Genomic DNA, 20,037 nt, shown 5'->3' with positions numbered 1-20,037 from the left:
GCCCTTACGTGTCATAACCGTTCGATCACGAATGCGTTGCCTGAATACAAAACGCCTCTGTATATCACTGAGAAGTGATGACAGAGGCGTTTTTGGGGTGTCATTATTTCAGTTTTTTGGTCATCAGCAGATGGGGGATGCCATCTTCCATAAATACTTCCGACGCCGGTGCATATCCGAGACGTTCGTAGAACCCGGAAGCCTGTACCTGTGCGTGCAGTTTGGCTTTCTCAAGTCCTTCGGCAACAGCCATCTGCTCCAGCTTGTCGATCAGTACACGACCCAGGCCGTGTTTGCGGTAATCGAGCATGACGCAGATCCGTTCCAACTTGGCGACCTGTTCCACCACGCGCAGCCTGGAGGAAGCAGCAGGTACACCGTCTACGTAGAGCAGAATGTGGCGTGCCTCCGCGTCTAATGTATCATAAGCATCGAATTCATCCGCTGCGGGCACGCCTTGTTCTTCGACGAAAATAGCTGTGCGAATGGCGAAGCAGGCATCGAGCAATTCCTGATTATTAACTTCAACAATCGTTGTATTCATGAATGTTTCTCCTTTGGGTGATCGTAATGTTATCCTGACGTGATAAACTGGTACATAACAGGAAAGTAAACGAGTCTCGTTCTTTTACACGATTCAAGCGATATGCTTCAAATTGAAACCAATTCAACTGTAGTTATACCATCAATTATGTTGCGAATGCAACAATTTTATAGGGGCGTGAGTGTGTTGACTGAAAAAAAAGAAGTGCTGCGTGAAATTGGTATGATTGCCCGTTGTCTGGATTCAATCAGTAATGTCGAGTTTCAGCATTTGAACCTCTCCCGGGGGCAGTATCTGTATCTGTATCGAATCTGTGAGAATCCCGGGATTATCCCGAATCAGCTTGCCGAACTGATCAAAGTAGATCGCACGACTGCAGCAAGGGCTATTAGCAAACTCGAATCGGATGGATTCATTATTAAACAGCCAGCAATGGGTAATAGGAAGAATAAAGTGTTATATCCCACTGAAGCTGGGCTTGAAGCTTGGGAATTTATTCGTAAAGAGGGTGTGCATTCAGATCAGGTGACGCTGGACGGTCTAACGGAGGAAGAGATCGAGACAGCGATTCATCTTCTCAGGCGCATGCGTCATAACATTGAAGTGGACTGGAAATTTGTTAAAAAGGGTGGACGACGACCCTACATGGATAATCTCGAATAAGTGCGAACTTTAGATGTGCCGCACACATTGACCCGAAGGACTAGGGGTTCACAGCCGTATACATGCAGGAGGAATGGCGTGAAGATCATATTTCGAAAAAAACAAACATGGCTGGTCCTAATGCTGATCATTATTACTACAGCCAGTGTGATGTTGATGAGGGAGCGGTTCCTGATGAACGAAGAATCCCCAACGGTAGCTTTTATCAAGAATCATATGACCAACCCGAATGGAACACTGGCCACCTACTTACAGGATGCAGTTTCGGAGGAAGCAGATATCGTAGCGGGTAGAGGGGCTCTATCGGAGTCACTCGGTCTGTGGATGCAGTATGCGGTAGCGAGAGATGATCAGGCTTTGTTTGAGCAGAGCTACCAGCAATTGACGACCTACTTTCTCACGCCGCCAGACCCGTATATCGCCTGGAAGCTGGATTCCAAGGGTGAATCTCATGTAACGACAAATGCACTCGGTGATGATCTTCGTATTATTGGTGCCTTATTGCAGGCAGCAGATCAGTGGGAGCAAGGAAGAGAGGCCTATTTGGCGACCGCAGCAGCCATTTCCCGCGCCTTAACACAGTCGACTCAGCAGCATGGATACTTGGTGGATTTCCACGATTTTGCGGGTGGACATTCAACGGATACATTAAGTCTGGTCTATGTAGATCTGCCTGCACTGCAAGCGATGGAAAGGCATCAAATGGTGGAACCGGGAACCTATGCGAGGTACGAAGCGTTGCTGAAGAAAATGCCTGACGATGGCCTGTTCTATCCGAAGACCTTCAATGTGGTCCGTAAAGAATATACGTATGATGACACGGTGAATCTGATCGACCAGTTGATTGTGGCGAATCATCTTACGGTGACCGACCGCAAACCGGACAAGCTCATTGCTTTTTTGAAAAAGGAGTTCAACTCCCGGCACCAGCTGCCCGGACAGTATAAGCGAAAATCCCAGACACCTGCGGTATCTTATGAATCCTCATCGGTCTATGGACTCGCCATTTTGCTTGCTGTTCGTTCAGGTGATCCAAAATGGGCTAAACAGCTGTATAACCATATGATAACGTTGCGTAGTCAGGATGAGCGTTATCCAGGTGGATATGTATTTGACGGCAACACACATCTGTTTGATAATCTTTTTCCTTTATTAGGAGAGAATATTTTACAGAAAACATTAAAAAGTAATGGTTTTGTCATCTAATGAAAGATTCATTATGTTAGAGCTTTATCAATTCAACGGAGAGAAGGAACTATGAGAAATAAAGCACCTACCCGCCGTATTGCTTGGGGATATGGCCTTTTGATTGCACTTGCCGTGATTCAACTACTATTGATTTATCTTAAAATTCATATGAATCAGAGCTACACGACAGGGGATGTTATTTTAAGTATAGTTTCGCTGAGTGTATTGGTCTTTGGTCTTTTGCTGCCGGTTGGCGTATCTGTCGTCGTGGGATTTGTATATCTGGTCTCTTATTTTGTGTGGCTTGTTACATACGCTGATGCGAATGTGCTCGTGTTCTCCTGGTGGCTACTCATCCCGGCGAACCTTGCAGTGGCTGCGTTTATTAAGGCAAGCCTGCTGCGCAGTGCACGTGTAGTGGAGCGTCTGCAAGACATGCAGGATCGTAACCCGGAGATCGATCTGGATACAAACCTTGGTAATAAGGGAGCTCTGGCAGATACGTTAATCAAACATAGTAACCTTGCTCGTCGATATTCCGAAAAGTATGGATTCAGCATTGCCATGTTCAAGCTTGAATTTTTGCCATTGGTGATGGAATCTCTCGGTTCTGTCCGGTACGCACAGTTCCTGCTTGAAATCTCGGGTACGATTCAGAAGCAGATTCGATATGAGGATTATAAATTTTTCGTGGATCGGGGGCGATTTGTCATCTTATGTCCGATGGCGAATGTGGAATACCTTCCAGTTCTTACGCAAAGAATCAAAAAAGCTATAATGGATCTTCATATGATTGATAAAAAGGGAAATGAGCTGCAGACGGTGATCAGATCCGGCGCTTTGGTATTTCAGAAAGAGCAATTCAGCAAGTATGAAGATATAGACGCAGTAATTGCTGCCCTTGAACGAAACACAGAGACCGATCTCATCGGTGAGTATATATAACGGGAAGGAGAGAGGCACTGTGGACTATATGTCCTGGTTCATCCCGATCTGTATCGCCGTCAGTTGTTTATTCGCGGTATTTACGATTTGGTTAACGATTGCAACCCTTCGTTTTCGATCGAAAGTTATTCGCAAGTATGATCGGAGGAAGGTAAGTGGCTGATTTTATTTTAGTATTATCCATATTTAGTATCTGGATTGCCGTATTCGAATCGATTGTTATTATGGCGGGTGCGATTCGTTTTATTAATAAACAGGACAAAAAAGGGATTCAGATTCCTGAGAATATGGACCATTATCCGACAGTCACTGTCATGGTTCCTGCACACAACGAGGGTCTGGTCATTGTGGCGACGGTAGAGCACATCTTGCGCTTGAATTATCCGGAGGACAAAGTTCAGGTCATCGTGATCGCGGATAACTGCACAGATGATACAGCAGTGAAGCTGGATTCATTCCTTAGCCACACCAGTTACGCTCATCGGAATGTAACCGTCATGGAACGTAAAGGAACGGGCGGTAAGTCGGGTGCGTTAAATGATGGATTGGAGCTAGCGACGGGCGAATGGATCTGTATTTTCGATGCAGATGCCGCACCTGAGCGCAATTCACTCATGTTTTTGGCGCAAAAATCGCTTGAGAATCCTGAACAATACGGTGTTGTTTTTGGCAGAAACAAAGCACGCAACAGAGGTCAGAATTTCCTCTCCAAATGCATCAATCTGGAGATTATCACTTCACAACGCGTGTATCACACAGGCCTGTGGGAATTGTTCAAGCTCGGTTCCATTCCAGGAACGAATTATATTATCAAAACCGAGTTGATTCGGGAGATTGGTGGTTGGGATGTTACAGCCATCACGGAAGATACCGCGCTGTCATTCGAGATATTGAATCGCGGACAGTTTGTGGCGCTTGCACCGCAAGCGGAAGCCTATCAGCAGGAACCGGAACAGCTGAGTGTATACATGAAGCAGCGCGAACGCTGGGCCAAGGGGAACTATCAGGTGGTTTTGGATAACATTCATAACTTGTTTAACCGCTCCAGTTGGCGTAACAAGTTGCTGGTCATCTATTATGCGGTCAGTTATTTCTGGTTCATGCTTGCAATCATTGTGTCGGACATTATATTTCTCGTGAATCTGGTATATCGGGTCATTGCCATATTTAAACCGGAGGTAAGTTCACCATTCCAATTTGCCGGCGATGCATATGTGTTCCTCGTCATAGGTTGGGCACTCATGTACTTTATTTACGTGCTCCAGATTAATCTGGCGCTTGCCGCAGATATTGGACAGAGCAATACCCGTAATTTCATATATGCCTGCGTATCCTATTTCACGTATGCACAACTCTTTATTCTGATCTCGATCAAGGCATTCTACTCTTTGATTATGGACAAGATCCGGAAACGCGAGAGCAAGTGGTACAAGACGCAACGTTTTGGCTAAGCGACGAAGGTACAGGTGTAAGGCAGAAAGGCTGTTTGCTGGTTAACTCCAGAAAACAGCCTTTTTTGGTATAGCCAGGCACATCCACATTTTGTATACTCTTACAAGCTGTAAGTATGAAGCATGCTTATCCGAAATAATGGAGGGTCACGGAATGCAGGGCAGAGGATCAGACTTTTACGATAATGAGGCGAATTTCGAAAAGTACATGGAACGTCGCAAGTGGCAAGAGAACGCCAATGATACATTGGAGAAGCCGGTGATGCTGGAGTTGATCGGGGACGTTGCTGGCAAGAGTATTCTGGACCTTGGTTGTGGAGATGCAAGGTTCGCGGCAGAATTGCTGAGTATGGAGCGCGAAGGTACAACATATACGGGGATTGAAGGTTCTGTGAATATGATTCAGGCAGCCAACGAGTCGGTAAACGGATTGAATGCCCGGATTGAGCAAGCGTTCATGGAAGATTGGACCTACCCGGCCGGCGTGTACGATCTGGTTATATCGAGACTGGCTATTCACTATATTGAGGATGTGGACAGCCTGTTCCGCAACATATACGATACATTGAAAGAGAAGGGTACATTTGTATTCTCGGTAGAACATCCTGTGATCACGTCCACGCTGCAACCTTCAGGGACTCGAACCGATTGGGTGATTGATCAATATTTTGTGGAAGGATATCGTGAGCAGCAGTGGCTTGGCGGTTCTGTGAAAAAGATGCATCGGTCCATTGAATCGTACTATATGGCGTTGCAACGTGCAGGGTTCCATGTGGAGCATTTGCGCGAGTCAGCACCACAGCGTGCCCATTTTGTAAACGAGGAAACCTATCTGCGGAGGCAACGCATTCCGCTGTTTCTGTTTTTAGGTGCCCGGAAGTAGATAGTGATAAAGCGTATAGATAAATAGATGAAACCGTAAAGTTATACTCATAAAGTAGAAAGTTCTACACAGAAAACGGTGGATAACACTAGATATAGGAGTAAAAAGCCCAAAATCTATCCACATGTGGATAAGATATTGGGCTTTTACTGTTCTGTTTCTACACCTATGTTATGTTTGCTGTGCATAACCCCGCGATTATGAATCCGCCGCAGCTCTGACATAGACACGCTCCCCATGCCGATCGACTTCAACAGGTGCCTCGAAGAAGTTGCTCAGCACTTCCGTGTTCATCAGATCGCCGGTTAATCCGCTACGGACAACTTCACCTCGGCGCAGCAAAAGGCTGTGACTAAAGACGGGCAATATTTCCTCCGTGTGATGGGTGACATAGATGAGTGAAGGGGTATCCGGTCGCTGGGACAATTCACGGATACTCTCCAGCAGTCGTTCTCGTGAGAACAGATCCAGTCCATTGCAAGGCTCGTCCAGAATAAGTACGCGCGGATTGGCCATCAGTGCTCGGGCAATGAGCAGTTTCTGTTTTTCCCCTTGAGAACAGGTGCGATATTCGCGATCCCACAGGTGCTGACAGCCCAGCGTGTGCATCAATTCTTGTGCCTGATCCAGATCATCATCGGACAGCTTGTCATACAGGCCAATGGTGGCGTGTTTACCGCTGATCACCACATACTGCGTGCGGTCTGTACCGTGCAATTTCTCTTGCAGAGATGAACTGACCCAGCCGATGGATTTGCGAAGTTGTCTCAGATCCACATCACCATATTCATGGCCTAACACGGATATCTTGCCTTCGGTCGGCCAGAGATACCCGGTGATCATGTTCAGGAGTGTTGTTTTGCCGGAGCCATTCAGGCCAAGCAGCGCCCAGTGTTCACCGTCATTGACCTGCCAATTGACATCGTTCAGCAGGGTGTGAGGGCCCCTTTTCCAAGTGACATGCTGCACATCAATAATCATGCGTTATTCCTTCCTTCTGTTATCCTCAATTGTCCTAGGTGTATTGTAGTCACAAAACGAAAGAGGTTTCAACGGTCATCACGCTGTTCTTGGTCGATCCCTGCGCAGAAATACAGCACACACACCAAGCAGTGGCAAAAACGAACATAACTTGATAACAAACGCAATGCTGGTTACATCAATTAAAGAACCTAACACAACCGAGCCAAGTCCAGCCATGCCGAATGACAGGCCGAAAAATAATCCGGATACCGTTCCAATATGACGAGGAAGCAATTCCTGTGCATAGACAATGATAACGCTGAAGCCGGACATCAGGATGAGTCCAATCATTCCGCACAAGACCATGGATAAGACGGGTCCTGCATAAGGTAGCAAGAGTGAGAACGGTGCAGTGCCTGCTATGGAGAACCAGATCATCGGTTTGCGTCCATAACGGTCAGCGAGCGGGCCGCCGAGCAAGGTTCCGACCATGCCTGCAAATTGCAAAATAAACAGACAGATTTGTGCCTGGGAGAGAGGCAGGTCATATGCATCGGCATAATAGAAGGCGTAATACCCGGTCATGCCAGCAATATATACGAATTTGGAGAACAGCAGCAGGATGAGAATGCCCATTGTAAAAGCGATGAATCCCCTGCTCACAGGCTGAGCTGCCGGCTCTGCGCCGCTTGATTTTAGAGGCTGCTGCTGACGAATGCGAGTCTCGCTAAGCTTGTCTCTGTACCAACGACTGACCAAAGACTGAATGAAGATACCGATCAAGGCAAAGCCCATCAGCCATAGAAAACTACGCTGACCATGGGGTAGCAGGATAAAGGCAACCAGTAATGGAGCAAGTGCCTGCCCCGTGTTCCCCCCCTACTTGGAAGATCGACTGTGCCATTCCGCGTCCACGACCAGCTGCCATATGGGCCACGCGTGAGGATTCGGGATGGAGGATAGATGAGCCTATACCAATCAGTGCTGCCGAGACAAGCAGCATCCATAACTCGGAAGACAAGGCTAAGCCGAGAATACCGATTAGGGAGAATAACATGCCTCCGGGAAGCAGAATCGGCATTGGCTTGCGGTCTGACATATAACCCACCAGTGGCTGAAGAACGGATGCGGTAATATTCAGGGTGAAGGCAATCCAGCCCATCTGGGCGAAGCTGAGCTGCATGGTTTGCTGGAACAGCGGGAAGGCAGACGGAACAACCGTCTGCATCGCATCATTCAGCAGATGGGCGAAGCTGACTCCGGCGAGTGCCCAATTGGCAGAGGAGTTGATTTGCATTTTGCTTAAAGCGGCCTGAGCCATGGGAGATCACCTCGAATTATTTTTTTCAATGATAAAAGATGGGGGTAGATCATGTCTTTGTGAAAAGTGCTTGGAAAGTGAGCACGATTTGCTATAATGTCAGCAGGTGAGGAAACGATGGAATTAAACATGACGCTAAATGGGTTGGAATTATGGAAAGCTACCGGAGGATTCGCGAATGAGCCACATGTACATGACGACTGGTACCAGCTAACGTTGCCGGTCAGAGGTCAATGTCATCTGGTACAGGAACGGCACGCATACCCGCTAAAAGCAGGCATAGGCATTATTGCTCATCCCCAGACTGAGCATTATTTTGAAATAGGATCCGATTCGGCTGTCATTGTGATCAAGTTCCGCAAACCGCCATCAGGCAGTTTCGAAGATGTAGAGTCAAGTGGGGGACGAGCAGAGTTTCGGCCTACTCAGACTTTTGATCCGGCGGAGATCAGCAGTCTGTTTCGAGGCTGGAATTCCATTTTGTTAGATGACATGCCAGATTTGCTGCAAGTACAGGAAACAGAGCTGGCGGTCGAGACGTATCTAAGACGTATGTTGACGGGGCAGGAAAATGGAAAAGGAATTATAGATAACGGTACAGTTATTGATCCTCATCTCCGCCGAGTGCTGGAGTACATTCACAGTGCCTACACGAGCCCAATGGATATTGATTCAATGGCGATGGTTGCTCATCAGAGTCGGTATCATTTCATGCGTTCTTTCAAGGCTCTTACGGGATCACACCGTATCAATATATGCTGAGTTTGCGCGTAGAAGAGGCGTCCAGGAGGCTTCGTCTTACGACTGATTCAGTGACGACAATCAGTTATGAGCTGGGATTTTCCAGTGTCAGTCAGTTTTACAGGGCCTTTCAGCGAGTGTATGTGATGACCCCGATGGAATATCGGAATCACGTGTAGATTTCAATAGCCAGTCTCGCGTATGCGAGACTGCATTCAGAACATTACAGCGTGACACTGATTTTTTTGTTGCCAAACGATGGAGACTTTGCTAAGATGGGAAAAAGTTAATGTAAGCGTATACATTTAGGTTAAAATTACAACGTTGTAATTAAGATTAACCATCAGAATACTTGAAGCAGTTTTAGCACGGTTGATGATAAAATAGCAATTCATCAATGGTAATAGAATTGATATACGGATAACTATAATCCATATACCAATTATGAATAATATGATCGTCTAAAAATTCAAACGTTGTAATTATGAAACGAAGGGAAGCGATTTAAGGTGAAGAGACGTATGTCCACGTTGTTTAGCTTGATCAGACGGGATAAATATTTGCTGCTGATGTTCTCGCCAATCTTTCTGTATTATCTCATTTTTATGTACCTTCCGATGCCTGGCGTGTTACTCGCATTTCGTAATTTCTTGCCGGGGCAGGGTATGTTCAGTGGGGAATGGGTAGGCCTACGCTGGTTTGAGCAGTTCGTGAACTCCATCTATTTTTGGCGGCTGCTGCGCAATACGTTTTTGCTTGCCTTTCTGCCGCTCCTGTTTGGCTTCTCCATCCCCATTCTGTTCGCGGTCTGCATCGTAGAGATCAAGAACCGGACATTCAAGCGATTTGCCCAGACCGTTACGTATCTTCCCCACTTCATCTCCACCGTCGTTGTAGCCGGCATGATAATCAACTTCCTGTCACCAACAGACGGTATCGTGAACACGCTAATCGCCAAGCTCGGCATGGACAAAGTGAACTTCATGATGGAGGCTGGCTGGTTCCGGACCATCTTCACCAGTTCAGACATCTGGCAGAGTTTCGGCTTCAGCTCCATCATCTACATTGCAGCCATTATGGGCATTGATCCCGAGATGTACGATTCCGGCAAAATTGACGGGGTCAACAAGTTTCAGGAGCTCTGGCACCTGACCCTTCCCAGCATCAAACCAACGATCGTCATCCTCCTGCTCCTGTCGCTTGGCGGCATTATGAGCGTAGGCTTCGAGAAAGTATATCTGCTCTACAACGGAGCCACCTATGAAACTGCCGATGTATTGTCTACCTACGTCTACCGGATGGGGATTGAGGGACAGAACTACGGTTTTGCCACGGCAGTGGGTTTGTTCAACTCCATTATCACATTTGTGCTTGTCTTTGCAGCCAATTCCATGACCCGGCGCCTGACCAAGATGTCACTCTGGTAACACCATAACCGAACCCAAAGGAGATCCTGTATGCAAAAATCGAGTAGTGATCGGTTGTTCTACGGATGCGTTTACCTGCTGACCATACTGGCGGTCGTGATTACGTTATATCCCTTCCTGTACGTGATCAGTATTTCATTCAGCTCGGTGGATGCCATCGACAAACAAAAAGTCGTGTTGTGGCCTGTCGGGTTTACCCTATCAGGTTACCAAATGGTCCTGCAATACAAGGAGTTATGGGTTTCATTCTACAACACCGTCTGGTACACCGTGGTTGGCACGCTGTTGAATATCGTGGCGACTTGCCTCGCCGCCTTCCCGTTATCGAGACAGCAATTTTTTCTGCGTAGAAAACTGAATTTTTTTATCGCCTTCACCATGTATTTCTCGGGTGGACTCATTCCGGTTTACATGCTCATAACATCACTTGGGCTATACAATACCCGCTGGGTGATGGTGCTGCCTGTACTGGTCATTACGTTTAACGTCATGATCTGCCGCTCGGCTTTTGAAGGCATTCCGAATGAGATCTTCGAGAGTGCCAGTATAGACGGGGCCAACGAGCTGACGATGCTGTATCGTCTGGCGGTTCCGATCATCAAGCCAACACTGGCTGTCCTTACCCTGTACTATGCGGTATTCCACTGGAACAACTTCTTCTCGGCCCTATTATATCTGGGCAAACAGGATATGCAGCCCTTACAGATGTTCCTGCGAAGGGTGTTGATCATGGCTTCTCCGGAAGTGATGCAGAAGATGGGAGGTACGATGACTTCGGGTGCACTGGCGGTCTCCTCCCTTCAGGTTCGTTATGTATCCATTGTGGTCAGCATTCTGCCTATTGTTACGATCTACCCGTTTATCCAACGGTACTTCGTTAAGGGGATCACCCTCGGAGCCGTGAAAGGATAGCCTTTTCTACCCGAGCATCAGGATTGACCAAGGTTGTTCAGGACTGTTCATACCTAAGGAGGAATGATGGATGAGATTTAAAGGGGCAGGAAGAAAAAGTGTAATGGCAGCGATACTGGCAATCAGCCTTGCGGGTTGTAGCGGAGGAACAGGGGCGGGGACTGATGCGGGAAGTACCCCAACTAGCTCGGAACCTGCATTTAATTACACTGGCGCAGGACCGGTAACGGATCAGCCAGATGCCAAATTATCTGTTCTTGGAACCAACGCATGGACGACCAATGTGGATCTGTCTACCGCCGCCATTGTGAAGAAAATCGAGAGCAATGCCGGTGTTGAGGTCGATTGGGATCTGATTCCACCACAGAATTACGCGGATGCTGTGAATCCGAGGCTGGCTGCGGGTACGGGATTGCCGGATATCGTTTATCTGCCGGATCAGGATCAGCTCATGAAATACATCAATAGTGGCCTGTTTATCCCGATTAACGAACTGGTGGATAAGTACGGCGTGAATCTCAAAAAAATATATGAAAAGTCCCCTTCGGTTAAAGCCAGTTTAACGACGCCAGATGGTAAAATGTATTATATCCCGCAGCAGACGCTCACCCGAAACTATATGCCTGTGTTTATGATCAATCAGCGCTGGCTGAAGAAGCTGGGATTGAACGAACCGACTACACTGGATGAGTTCACAGCGATGCTGCGCAAATTCAAGACGGATGATCCGAATGGCAACGGGCAGGCTGATGAGATTCCGCTGTCCATGGAATCCAAATTTGTGTCGATGGCATTTGGTCCTGTTTTTGGTCTGGATCTGTCCAATCAATTCTATGCGGACGATCAGGGCAAGGTGCATTTTAGCTATTATGAGCCTGCCTATAAGGAATATCTGGCTTACTTGAACGGATTGTACAAGGAAGGTCTGCTTGGGGTGGATTATGCCAGTACCACAAGTGATCAGGTGACCTCGCGTATCTCTCAGGATGTGACGGGAGCGACGTTTAATTTTAGCTGGTACATGTCGATGGTCTATAGCCCGCTCTTCAAGGATTATGATCCGGCAGAGCCCATCTTCCAAGGCATTTTGCCACTGAAAGGACCATATGGGGACCAATTCTATGTAGGACGTACACCGGTAAGTGGTATCTTTGGCATTACGCGTGATAGCAAAAATCCGGAGCTGGCTTTCCGTTTCCTGGACTATGCCGTAAGTGAGGAAGCGCAGACGTATTATACATGGGGCATCAAGGATGATACGTATACGGAAGAGAATGGCGTGAAGACATTCACGGACAAAGGCAAAGACAATGAATACATTCAGAAGCTCGGGATCGGACCCGTCAATCTGCCTAACATTCAATCCACCGACTCTGCCGATTCTGTCGTAGCCGAATGGCATGCCAAGCTCGACAAGGAACTGGAGCCGTACATCCGTGAACCGTTCCCGTTTGTCTACGCGCTGCCGGATGAGGCAAGTGTAGAGAGCATGGCGATGCCTGATATCACGACATATGTGGAAGAGATGAACTTCAAATTCATTAGCGGAGATGCCAGTCTGGATCAGTTCGACAGTTATATTGAAACATTGAAAAAGATGAATATTGAGCAGGTTATTGCTGGCAGACAGGCGCAGTATGATCGGTATAAAGCTGCACAGCAATAAGTTTCCCAAGGTATGAAGGGTGTTGATTGATTTTGATAACCATTAAAGATATTGCCAAACTGGCGGGGGTGAGCTATAGCACGGTATCCAAGGCGCTTAACGATGATCCTCGAATCAAACCTGCGACGAAGCAGAAGGTGCTCGCCGTTGCGGAGAAACACCAGTATCGGAAAAATATGTTGGCTCGGCAGCTCTCCACGGGCAGAAGCAATATCATCGGTTTTGTGCTGGATGAGCTGAGTAATCCATTGTTCTCGAACATATCCGGCAGTCTGCACGCGGAGCTGAAGAAACGGGGATACCAGATGATTCTGGTCGTCGCCGATGACGGGGTAGATATTTTCAGCCAGCTGCGTGTGGATGGTTGTATCCTGTGGGACTATGCCTTGGACAATCGGGATGTATTCTGGAAAAAGTTCGCAACACTCAACATGCCATGTTTCGTGCTGGGTACAGATGAGACGCCCAACTCTCCATACATCAAGATTGATCGCAAAGAAGGCATATTCAAAGCAGTCGAGCACCTGCAATCGCTCGGTCATACCCGAATCGGTTTTATCGGCAACTCGCAAAATATCAAACTGGAAGGATACAGGGAAGCCATGCAGCGCACAGGTTTAATGTTCAACGAGGACCATGTACTGCCAGCACATTCCTCTTGGGAAGACGGATATTTTGCCATACGTAATCATACATTTGGCCCGGAGTCACCCACGGCTTTTATCGGATTGAACAACCTGGTGACCCGGGGGGCGCTGCGGTCCTTGCTCGAAGCGGGTTACAGTGTCCCACGGGATATCTCATTAATCGGTTACGATGATCTGCCAGATATGCAATATGCCGAGGTTGCACTGACAACCATTGGACCACCTCTGGATGAACTGGCTGCGCAGGCCGCAGAGCTGATTGTATCGTTGATCCGTGATGAACAGGTGGACTATCCGGTGGTAATTCAGCCGAAGTTGAATCATCGCAATTCCACGGCAATATGCCAGTAACGAAGAACAGGAATGATTAGACGCACATGTGCACGTTAAGGATGGTACAACATTCAAGGAGGGGTCCGTTATGCAGGTACAGACGCAATTATCCTGGTCTGAGCGAATAGCAGAGACAATTATCCAGCAATGTGACGGGGACGGCTATCATGCGTTTCCTTCTGAACGATGGGCTTATGTTCAGGGTATGACACTAATGGCAATGGCGCGAACGGGTAAACAGTACGGCAAGGATGAGTATATTGCTTTTATGAAGAGACATATGGATATGTATGTGCAGCAAGATGGTTCCATTGCGACGTATTCCCTTGAAGAATACAACCTGGATCAGATCAATCAGGGCAAAAACCTGTTCGGATTGATGGATACTACCGAAGATCAGCGATACACGGAAGCAGCACATCTACTGGCGGCGCAACTTGTAGGGCAGCCTCGAACATCCGAAGGCGGCTTTTGGCACAAGAAGATCTATCCATTCCAGATGTGGCTGGATGGATTGTATATGTCGTCTCCTTTCCTTGCTCAGTATGCGAAGCAGTTCAATCGTCCGGAATTATGGGATGAGGTAGCTCATCAGATCTTGCTGATTGAACACAAGACGCGTGATCCACGCACCGGGCTGCTCTATCATGGCTGGGATGAATCCAAAGAACAGGTCTGGGCCGATGCGTTGACTGGATGCTCCGCACATTTCTGGAGTCGTGCAATGGGCTGGTATGCGATGGCTATTGTAGACAGTGTGGAGCATTTCCCTGTGCATCATCCGAAGCGTGGAACGATTATTGGTATCTTCGAACGGATGTGTCATGCATTGGTTCGCGTGCAGGAGCAGGAGAGTGGGTTGTGGTTCCAAGTACTCGATCAGGGTTTCCGCAAGGGCAATTATCTGGAAGCTTCCGGCTCAAGCATGTTCGTGTATGCACTCGCAAAGGGTGTACGGTTGCGTTATCTGGAGCCACATTTCAGAGAAGCAGCAGAAAAAGGCTGGAACGGACTGACCTCCAGATTGGTGGATGAAACGGCCGACGGAGTGAGGCTGAATGGAATCTGCCACGGGGCAGGACTCAGTCTGGACCGGGACGGCTCTTACAGCTACTATGTGAGCGAAGCGATTGTAAGCGATTCCTTTATGGGTCTGGCTCCGTTATTGCTGGCTGCACAGGAAATGGAGCGATTGTCATGAGTAAGCAGGTGTCACCGTATACGGATCAGGATCAAAAAAACCAACATTATAACGTTGCTTCGGATGGGACGGGTGATTATGCTACCATACAAGCCGCCATTGATGCCGTTCCGGATCATGCAACAGAGTGCTTCGAGATCCGAATTAAGTCAGGTGTATATTATGAGAAGCTGCATATTGAGAAGCCCATGATTCATCTGGTAGGCGAGGGAGCGGAGCAGACCGTCATTACGTATGATGATCATGCACTCAAGAAGTTTCCGGACGGGTCACAATATCACACGTTTCATTCGTATACTGCCTTCATCGGAGCTGACGATTTTACAGCCGAGCGTCTTTCATTTGTTAATTCTGCTGGGCCAGGTAAGGTAGTAGGTCAGGCGTTGGCTATTTATGTGGACGGAGATCGGGCTGCATTCCGTGATTGTCGCTTTATCGGCCATCAGGATACGATCTTTACCGGGCCATTGCCGGAGCAACCGCTGGATCGCAGCTACTTTGGCGGGCCACGAGATGGTGCGGAGCGGCGAAAGCTGCGTCAATATTATGAGGACTGTTACATTGAGGGCGACATCGATTTTATTTTCGGCTCGGCTACGGCTGTATTCAAGGGTTGCGAGATCTTTGCGAAGAACCGTTTGTCTGATGCGGCGGCTACGAACGGAGAAGTGAACGGCTGGATTACCGCGGCTTCTACACCCGAGGATGTACGTTATGGGTATGTATTTATCGATTGTGATCTGACCAGTAACGCACCTCCCCAGTCGGTATACCTTGGTAGACCCTGGCGTAATCATGCCAAAGTCTGTTTCTTGAACTGTTGGATCGGTGCCCATGTGAAGCAGGAGGGCTGGCATAACTGGAACAAAGCCGATGCGGAAGCGACGGTTGTGTACGCCGAATATCACAGTGCCGGACCTGGGGCCGGAAATGCGACGGTGCGGGTCCCATGGGCGAGAACACTCAGTGAGCAGGAAGCAGCTGAATACGCGATACCTCTTGTTCTGTCCGGTGTGGACGGGTGGCAACCTTTCGGTGAGGAGAAGGGCTAAATCAGTGGCAATTCAACTTTCTACTACTGCAAATTAAAAGATAAAGGCTGTCTTTCAAGTCTCTTAAAGACTTGGTAGAGAGCCTTTTTTGTGCGGCATCTTACATTTTTCGCCCCCCATAGAAATAATTTATCCCTTATCTGATTTGCATTTTACTGATTAAATACAGGGTGAGGATCTGTAAATTCCCTGTAAAATTTGGATGGTGTCTGTTAAAAAAAGAACGAGAGGGAAGGTCCATTTTGGTAAGGGAAGGGAGTGAGGAGGCACTTAGCGTCAGACGGTTTGATGAGGCTCGAATTGATCGCGGATTACATGTGAGTGCACCAGTGAAGCTCTGTCTGCAAGGTGAGAATAACCTAGTACAGGAGGGATTTTGCTTGAATAAAGCTGTTCGATTCCGCCCGGTCATTACATTCGCTTTGGCATTTCTTCTGATTATTTCGTGGTTTGCACCAAGAGCTGACGCCGCTGCCCTATGGCAGGCAGGCACCGCATACAAGAAAGGAGATCTCGTAACATATCAAAATAAAGATTATGAGTGTATTCAGCCCCATACAGCGTTGACTGGTTGGGAGCCTTCCAATGTTCCTGCATTGTGGAAATACGTCGGTGAAGATACCGGCGGAGGAGGAGAGACTCCGGGTCCTGATACGGCAGCTCCTTCTGTGCCGACTGGTCTGACCACATCCTCCATCCCGGACACCTCAGTCAATCTGGTTTGGGGTGCATCCACGGATAACGTGGGCGTAACGGGATATGAGGTGTATCGAAACGGTGTTCTCGTGACAAGCACCTCAGCTACAACGTCTGTCGTAACGGGACTGACAGCTGGCACGACTTATGTTTTTACGGTAAAAGCAAAAGATGCCGCAGGCAATACATCTGCTGCGAGCACATCCCTCAGTGTAACGACTTCTAACGGATCTTCTCATCCTGGGCCAACCGGCAGCAAATGGCTGATCGGCTACTGGCACAACTTCGACAATGGTTCTACCAATATCAGACTTCGTAACGTATCAACAGCCTATGACGTCATTAATGTCTCCTTTGCCGAACCAATCTCACATGGCAGCGGAACGCTTGCTTTTACTCCATATAATGCGACGGTAGCCGAATTCAAATCCGATATTGCCTACCTTCAAAGCCAAGGAAAAAAAGTGCTGCTTTCCATGGGGGGAGCCAATGGCACCATTGAACTCACTGATGCGACCAAGAGACAGCAGTTTGAAGAATCGTTAAAATCAATTATTTCCACCTATGGTTTCAATGGTCTGGATATCGATCTGGAAGGAAGCTCCCTGTCTCTTAATGCAGGGGATACCGATTTCCGTAGTCCGACGACACCGAAGATCGTTCATCTCATCAATGGCGTAAAGGCGGTTAAATCTCATTTTGGCGCCAATTTCATCCTGACGGCAGCGCCGGAGACGGCCTATGTACAGGGCGGATATCTGAGCTATGGCGGCCCTTGGGGAGCATACCTGCCAGTCATCCATGCCTTGCGCAATGACCTGACCCTGCTTCATGTACAGCACTATAATACGGGCTCCATGGTGGGGCTGGATGGGCGCTCCTACGCCCAAGGAACAGCTGACTTCCATGTAGCCATGGCTGAAATGCTGCTTCAAGGTTTTAATGTAGGCGGAAGCTCAGGACCATTCTTTAGTCCCTTGCGACCGGACCAGATTGCAATCGGTGTACCGGCTTCCCAGCAAGCTGCCGGAGGCGGTTATACGACGCCAGCTGAGCTGCAAAAGGCACTGAATTATTTGATCAAAGGTGTGTCATACGGTGGCTCCTACACCCTTCGCCAACCTGCTGGTTATGCAGGCCTTAAGGGGATTATGACCTGGTCGATTAATTGGGATGCGTATACGAACAACCAGTTCTCAAACGCACATCGCTTATTCCTGAATGGTTTTAGCACGCAAACAACAAAGGAGGCTGTGTACTAAATGCCAAATGTAAATAAACACACGGTTTGGAAGAAAACCGCAACGTTTTTCCTGGGTCTGTCCCTGCTCTTATCTGTTATTATCCCTTCATTTACACTCCAACCTGCTACGGCAGAAGCAGCGGATACTTATAAAATTGTTGGTTATTACCCGTCCTGGGCTGCGTACGGGAGAAACTATAATGTAACCGATATTGATCCGAATAAAGTGACGCATATCAACTATGCTTTTGCTGATATTTGCTGGAACGGCGTTCATGGAAACCCGGACCCTTCAGGGCCAAATCCTGTGACCTGGACCTGTCAGAATGAAAAAAGCCAGACGATCAATGTGCCCAACGGAACGATCGTACTTGGCGATCCTTGGATCGATACGGGTAAGACATTTGCAGGAGATATGTGGGATCAACCCATTGCAGGCAATATCAATCAGCTGAATAAGTTGAAACAGATTAATCCTAATCTGAAGACAATCATCTCCGTTGGAGGATGGACGTGGTCCAACCGCTTCTCTGATGTAGCTGCGACTGCGGCAACCCGAGAGGTATTTGCGAACTCTGCCGTGGACTTTCTGCGGAAGTACAATTTTGACGGGGTGGATCTGGACTGGGAGTACCCGGTATCTGGCGGGCTCGATGGTAACAGCAAACGTCCTGAAGATAAGCAGAATTATACCCTGCTCTTGAGCAAAATCCGTGAAAAGCTGGATGCAGCGGGGGCTGTAGACGGCAAGAAGTATCTGCTTACGATTGCCAGCGGTGCATCTGCGACCTACGCCGCGAATACAGAGCTTGCAAAAATTGCTGCCATCGTCGACTGGATTAACATCATGACATACGATTTTAACGGGGCTTGGCAAAAGATCAGCGCACATAATGCACCATTGAACTATGATCCTGCGGCTTCAGCCGCTGGCGTGCCAGATGCCAATACATTTAATGTAGCTGCCGGAGCACAAGGGCATCTGAATGCAGGTGTGCCTGCTGCTAAACTTGTGCTTGGTGTTCCATTCTATGGACGTGGCTGGGATGGATGTGCACAGGCAAATAGCGGCCAGTATCAGACGTGCACGGGTGGTTCTTCCGTTGGAACATGGGAGGCAGGCTCCTTTGATTTCTATGATCTGGAGGCCAATTACATCAACAAAAACGGGTATACCCGTTACTGGAATGACACGGCCAAAGTGCCATATCTCTATAATGCATCCAACAAGCGCTTTATCAGCTATGACGATGCGGAGTCTGTTGGGTATAAAACGGCTTATATCAAGAGCAAAGGACTCGGTGGTGCGATGTTCTGGGAGCTGAGCGGTGACCGTAACAAAACGCTCCAAAACAAGCTGCAATCGGATCTGTCCAATGGAGGCACCTTGCCGCCAGTAGATACGACAGCACCGAGCGTACCCGGAAATGCCCGTTCGACAGGCGTGACGGCAAATTCGGTGTCGCTGGACTGGAATGCTTCAACAGATAATGTAGGTGTGACCGGTTATAACGTCTACAACGGTGCTAATCTTGCGACCTCCGTCAACGGGATGACGGCAACGATCAGCGGACTTACAGCGGGTACATCATATAGCTTTACGGTAAAAGCAAAAGATGCGGCAGGTAATCTGTCTGCAGCCAGTAATGCTGTAACCGTAAGCACAACGGCTCAGCCGGGAGGTGATACGCAGGCTCCAACTACACCAACGAACCTCGTTTCGACGGGTCAAACATCCTCCAGCATTACACTTAGCTGGACGGCATCGACAGACAACGTTAGTGTAACGGGTTACGATGTGTACAACGGAACGGTACTGGCAACAACGGTGACCGGAACGACGGCAACGATCAGCGGGCTTGCAGCGGATACCTCGTACACATTTACGGTGAAAGCAAAGGATGCGGCGGGCAATCTGTCTGCTGCGAGTGGTGCTGTGACTGTAAAAACGGCAACAGGAACGACGAACCCGGGAGTTTCCGCTTGGCAGGCAAACACAGCTTACACTACAGGACAGGTGGTCACGTATAGCGGCAAGACGTACAAATGCTTGCAATCCCACACATCCTTACCCGGGTGGGAGCCATCCAACGTTCCTGCATTGTGGCAGGTTCAATAGTTAAAATATGGATTACACCATTTTTAATTAAAGCGTGCAGTA

17 protein-coding genes and 1 pseudogene are annotated in these 20,037 nt (G+C 48.2%); 15 read left to right on the top strand and 3 right to left on the bottom strand.

All coding sequences use genetic code 11. The features are described 5' to 3' along the window. Window positions 1-103 precede the first annotated feature (103 nt). On the bottom strand, window positions 104-544 hold the full coding sequence (locus tag WFI24_RS18260; protein ID WP_145324836.1) for a GNAT family N-acetyltransferase: 441 nt from the start codon (window positions 542-544) through the stop codon (window positions 104-106). Between the two features lie 222 nt (window positions 545-766). Here WFI24_RS18260 and WFI24_RS18255 point away from each other — a divergent pair, with 222 nt between their 5' ends. The 5 genes from WFI24_RS18255 to WFI24_RS18235 all read left to right on the top strand — a co-directional run bounded on the left by WFI24_RS18255 (window position 767) and on the right by WFI24_RS18235 (window position 5,674). Beyond that, window positions 767-1,207 (top strand): MarR family winged helix-turn-helix transcriptional regulator, encoded by a 441-nt coding sequence (locus WFI24_RS18255; RefSeq protein WP_336763441.1) that lies wholly within the window; start codon window positions 767-769, stop codon window positions 1,205-1,207. A gap of 78 nt (window positions 1,208-1,285) precedes the next feature. Next, window positions 1,286-2,413: a glycosyl hydrolase family 8 gene (locus WFI24_RS18250; RefSeq protein ID WP_336763052.1), complete on the top strand. Its 1,128-nt coding sequence runs from the start codon at window positions 1,286-1,288 to the stop codon at window positions 2,411-2,413. 51 nt (window positions 2,414-2,464) lie between these two features. Further along, window positions 2,465-3,340, top strand: a complete 876-nt coding sequence (locus WFI24_RS18245; protein ID WP_336763050.1) for a diguanylate cyclase domain-containing protein — start codon at window positions 2,465-2,467, stop codon at window positions 3,338-3,340. Window positions 3,341-3,495: 155 nt separating this feature from the next. Beyond that, a complete protein-coding gene (locus WFI24_RS18240) occupies window positions 3,496-4,791 on the top strand; it encodes a glycosyltransferase family 2 protein (protein WP_336763048.1) in 1,296 nt (431 codons plus the stop codon). A gap of 154 nt (window positions 4,792-4,945) precedes the next feature. Further along, window positions 4,946-5,674: a class I SAM-dependent methyltransferase gene (locus WFI24_RS18235; protein ID WP_336763047.1), complete on the top strand. Its 729-nt coding sequence runs from the start codon at window positions 4,946-4,948 to the stop codon at window positions 5,672-5,674. 198 nt (window positions 5,675-5,872) lie between these two features. On the opposite strand, the gene WFI24_RS18230 is transcribed toward WFI24_RS18235, so the two are convergent. Next, window positions 5,873-6,655, bottom strand: coding sequence for an ABC transporter ATP-binding protein (locus WFI24_RS18230; protein ID WP_336763046.1), 783 nt, complete (start codon window positions 6,653-6,655; stop codon window positions 5,873-5,875). Between the two features lie 78 nt (window positions 6,656-6,733). Further along, a pseudogene (locus tag WFI24_RS18225) lies at window positions 6,734-7,958 on the bottom strand (MFS transporter). 117 nt (window positions 7,959-8,075) lie between these two features. Here WFI24_RS18225 and WFI24_RS18220 point away from each other — a divergent pair. The 10 genes from WFI24_RS18220 to WFI24_RS18180 all read left to right on the top strand — a co-directional run bounded on the left by WFI24_RS18220 (window position 8,076) and on the right by WFI24_RS18180 (window position 19,995). Beyond that, the gene (locus WFI24_RS18220; RefSeq protein ID WP_336763045.1) at window positions 8,076-8,720 is read left to right on the top strand and encodes a cupin domain-containing protein; all 645 of its coding nucleotides are present in this window, start codon (window positions 8,076-8,078) and stop codon (window positions 8,718-8,720) included. Beyond that, on the top strand, window positions 8,714-8,878 hold the full coding sequence (locus WFI24_RS34525; RefSeq protein ID WP_442956239.1) for a helix-turn-helix domain-containing protein: 165 nt from the start codon (window positions 8,714-8,716) through the stop codon (window positions 8,876-8,878). The genes WFI24_RS18220 and WFI24_RS34525 overlap by 7 nt, the downstream gene beginning before the upstream one ends. A gap of 342 nt (window positions 8,879-9,220) precedes the next feature. Further along, complete coding sequence (locus tag WFI24_RS18215; protein WP_076332232.1) at window positions 9,221-10,126, top strand: ABC transporter permease; 906 nt, start codon at window positions 9,221-9,223, stop codon at window positions 10,124-10,126. A 30-nt stretch (window positions 10,127-10,156) separates the two neighbouring features. Continuing rightward, on the top strand, window positions 10,157-11,038 hold the full coding sequence (locus WFI24_RS18210; protein ID WP_062836682.1) for a carbohydrate ABC transporter permease: 882 nt from the start codon (window positions 10,157-10,159) through the stop codon (window positions 11,036-11,038). Between the two features lie 70 nt (window positions 11,039-11,108). Beyond that, complete coding sequence (locus WFI24_RS18205; RefSeq protein ID WP_336763041.1) at window positions 11,109-12,704, top strand: extracellular solute-binding protein; 1,596 nt, start codon at window positions 11,109-11,111, stop codon at window positions 12,702-12,704. A gap of 32 nt (window positions 12,705-12,736) precedes the next feature. Then, the gene (locus WFI24_RS18200) at window positions 12,737-13,702 is read left to right on the top strand and encodes a LacI family DNA-binding transcriptional regulator (protein WP_336763040.1); all 966 of its coding nucleotides are present in this window, start codon (window positions 12,737-12,739) and stop codon (window positions 13,700-13,702) included. Between the two features lie 70 nt (window positions 13,703-13,772). Next, entirely contained in the window at window positions 13,773-14,885 is a 1,113-nt protein-coding gene (locus WFI24_RS18195; protein ID WP_336763038.1) for a glycoside hydrolase family 88/105 protein, read from the top strand. Continuing rightward, window positions 14,882-15,937, top strand: a complete 1,056-nt coding sequence (locus WFI24_RS18190) for a pectinesterase family protein (RefSeq protein ID WP_336763036.1) — start codon at window positions 14,882-14,884, stop codon at window positions 15,935-15,937. Before WFI24_RS18195 ends, WFI24_RS18190 begins: the two co-directional genes overlap by 4 nt. Before the next feature lie 380 nt (window positions 15,938-16,317). Then, window positions 16,318-17,895, top strand: coding sequence for a chitinase (locus WFI24_RS18185; protein ID WP_442956238.1), 1,578 nt, complete (start codon window positions 16,318-16,320; stop codon window positions 17,893-17,895). Then, a complete protein-coding gene (locus tag WFI24_RS18180; RefSeq protein WP_336763034.1) occupies window positions 17,896-19,995 on the top strand; it encodes a glycosyl hydrolase family 18 protein in 2,100 nt (699 codons plus the stop codon). It begins immediately after the preceding gene. Window positions 19,996-20,037 lie beyond the last annotated feature (42 nt).

It is taken from the genome of Paenibacillus sp. USHLN196 (genome assembly GCF_037144955.1).
Lineage (GTDB): Bacteria > Bacillota > Bacilli > Paenibacillales > Paenibacillaceae > Paenibacillus > Paenibacillus xylanexedens_C.
Note: the sequence above shows the minus strand (reverse complement) of the source record. Positions and strands in the feature narration are given on the sequence as shown.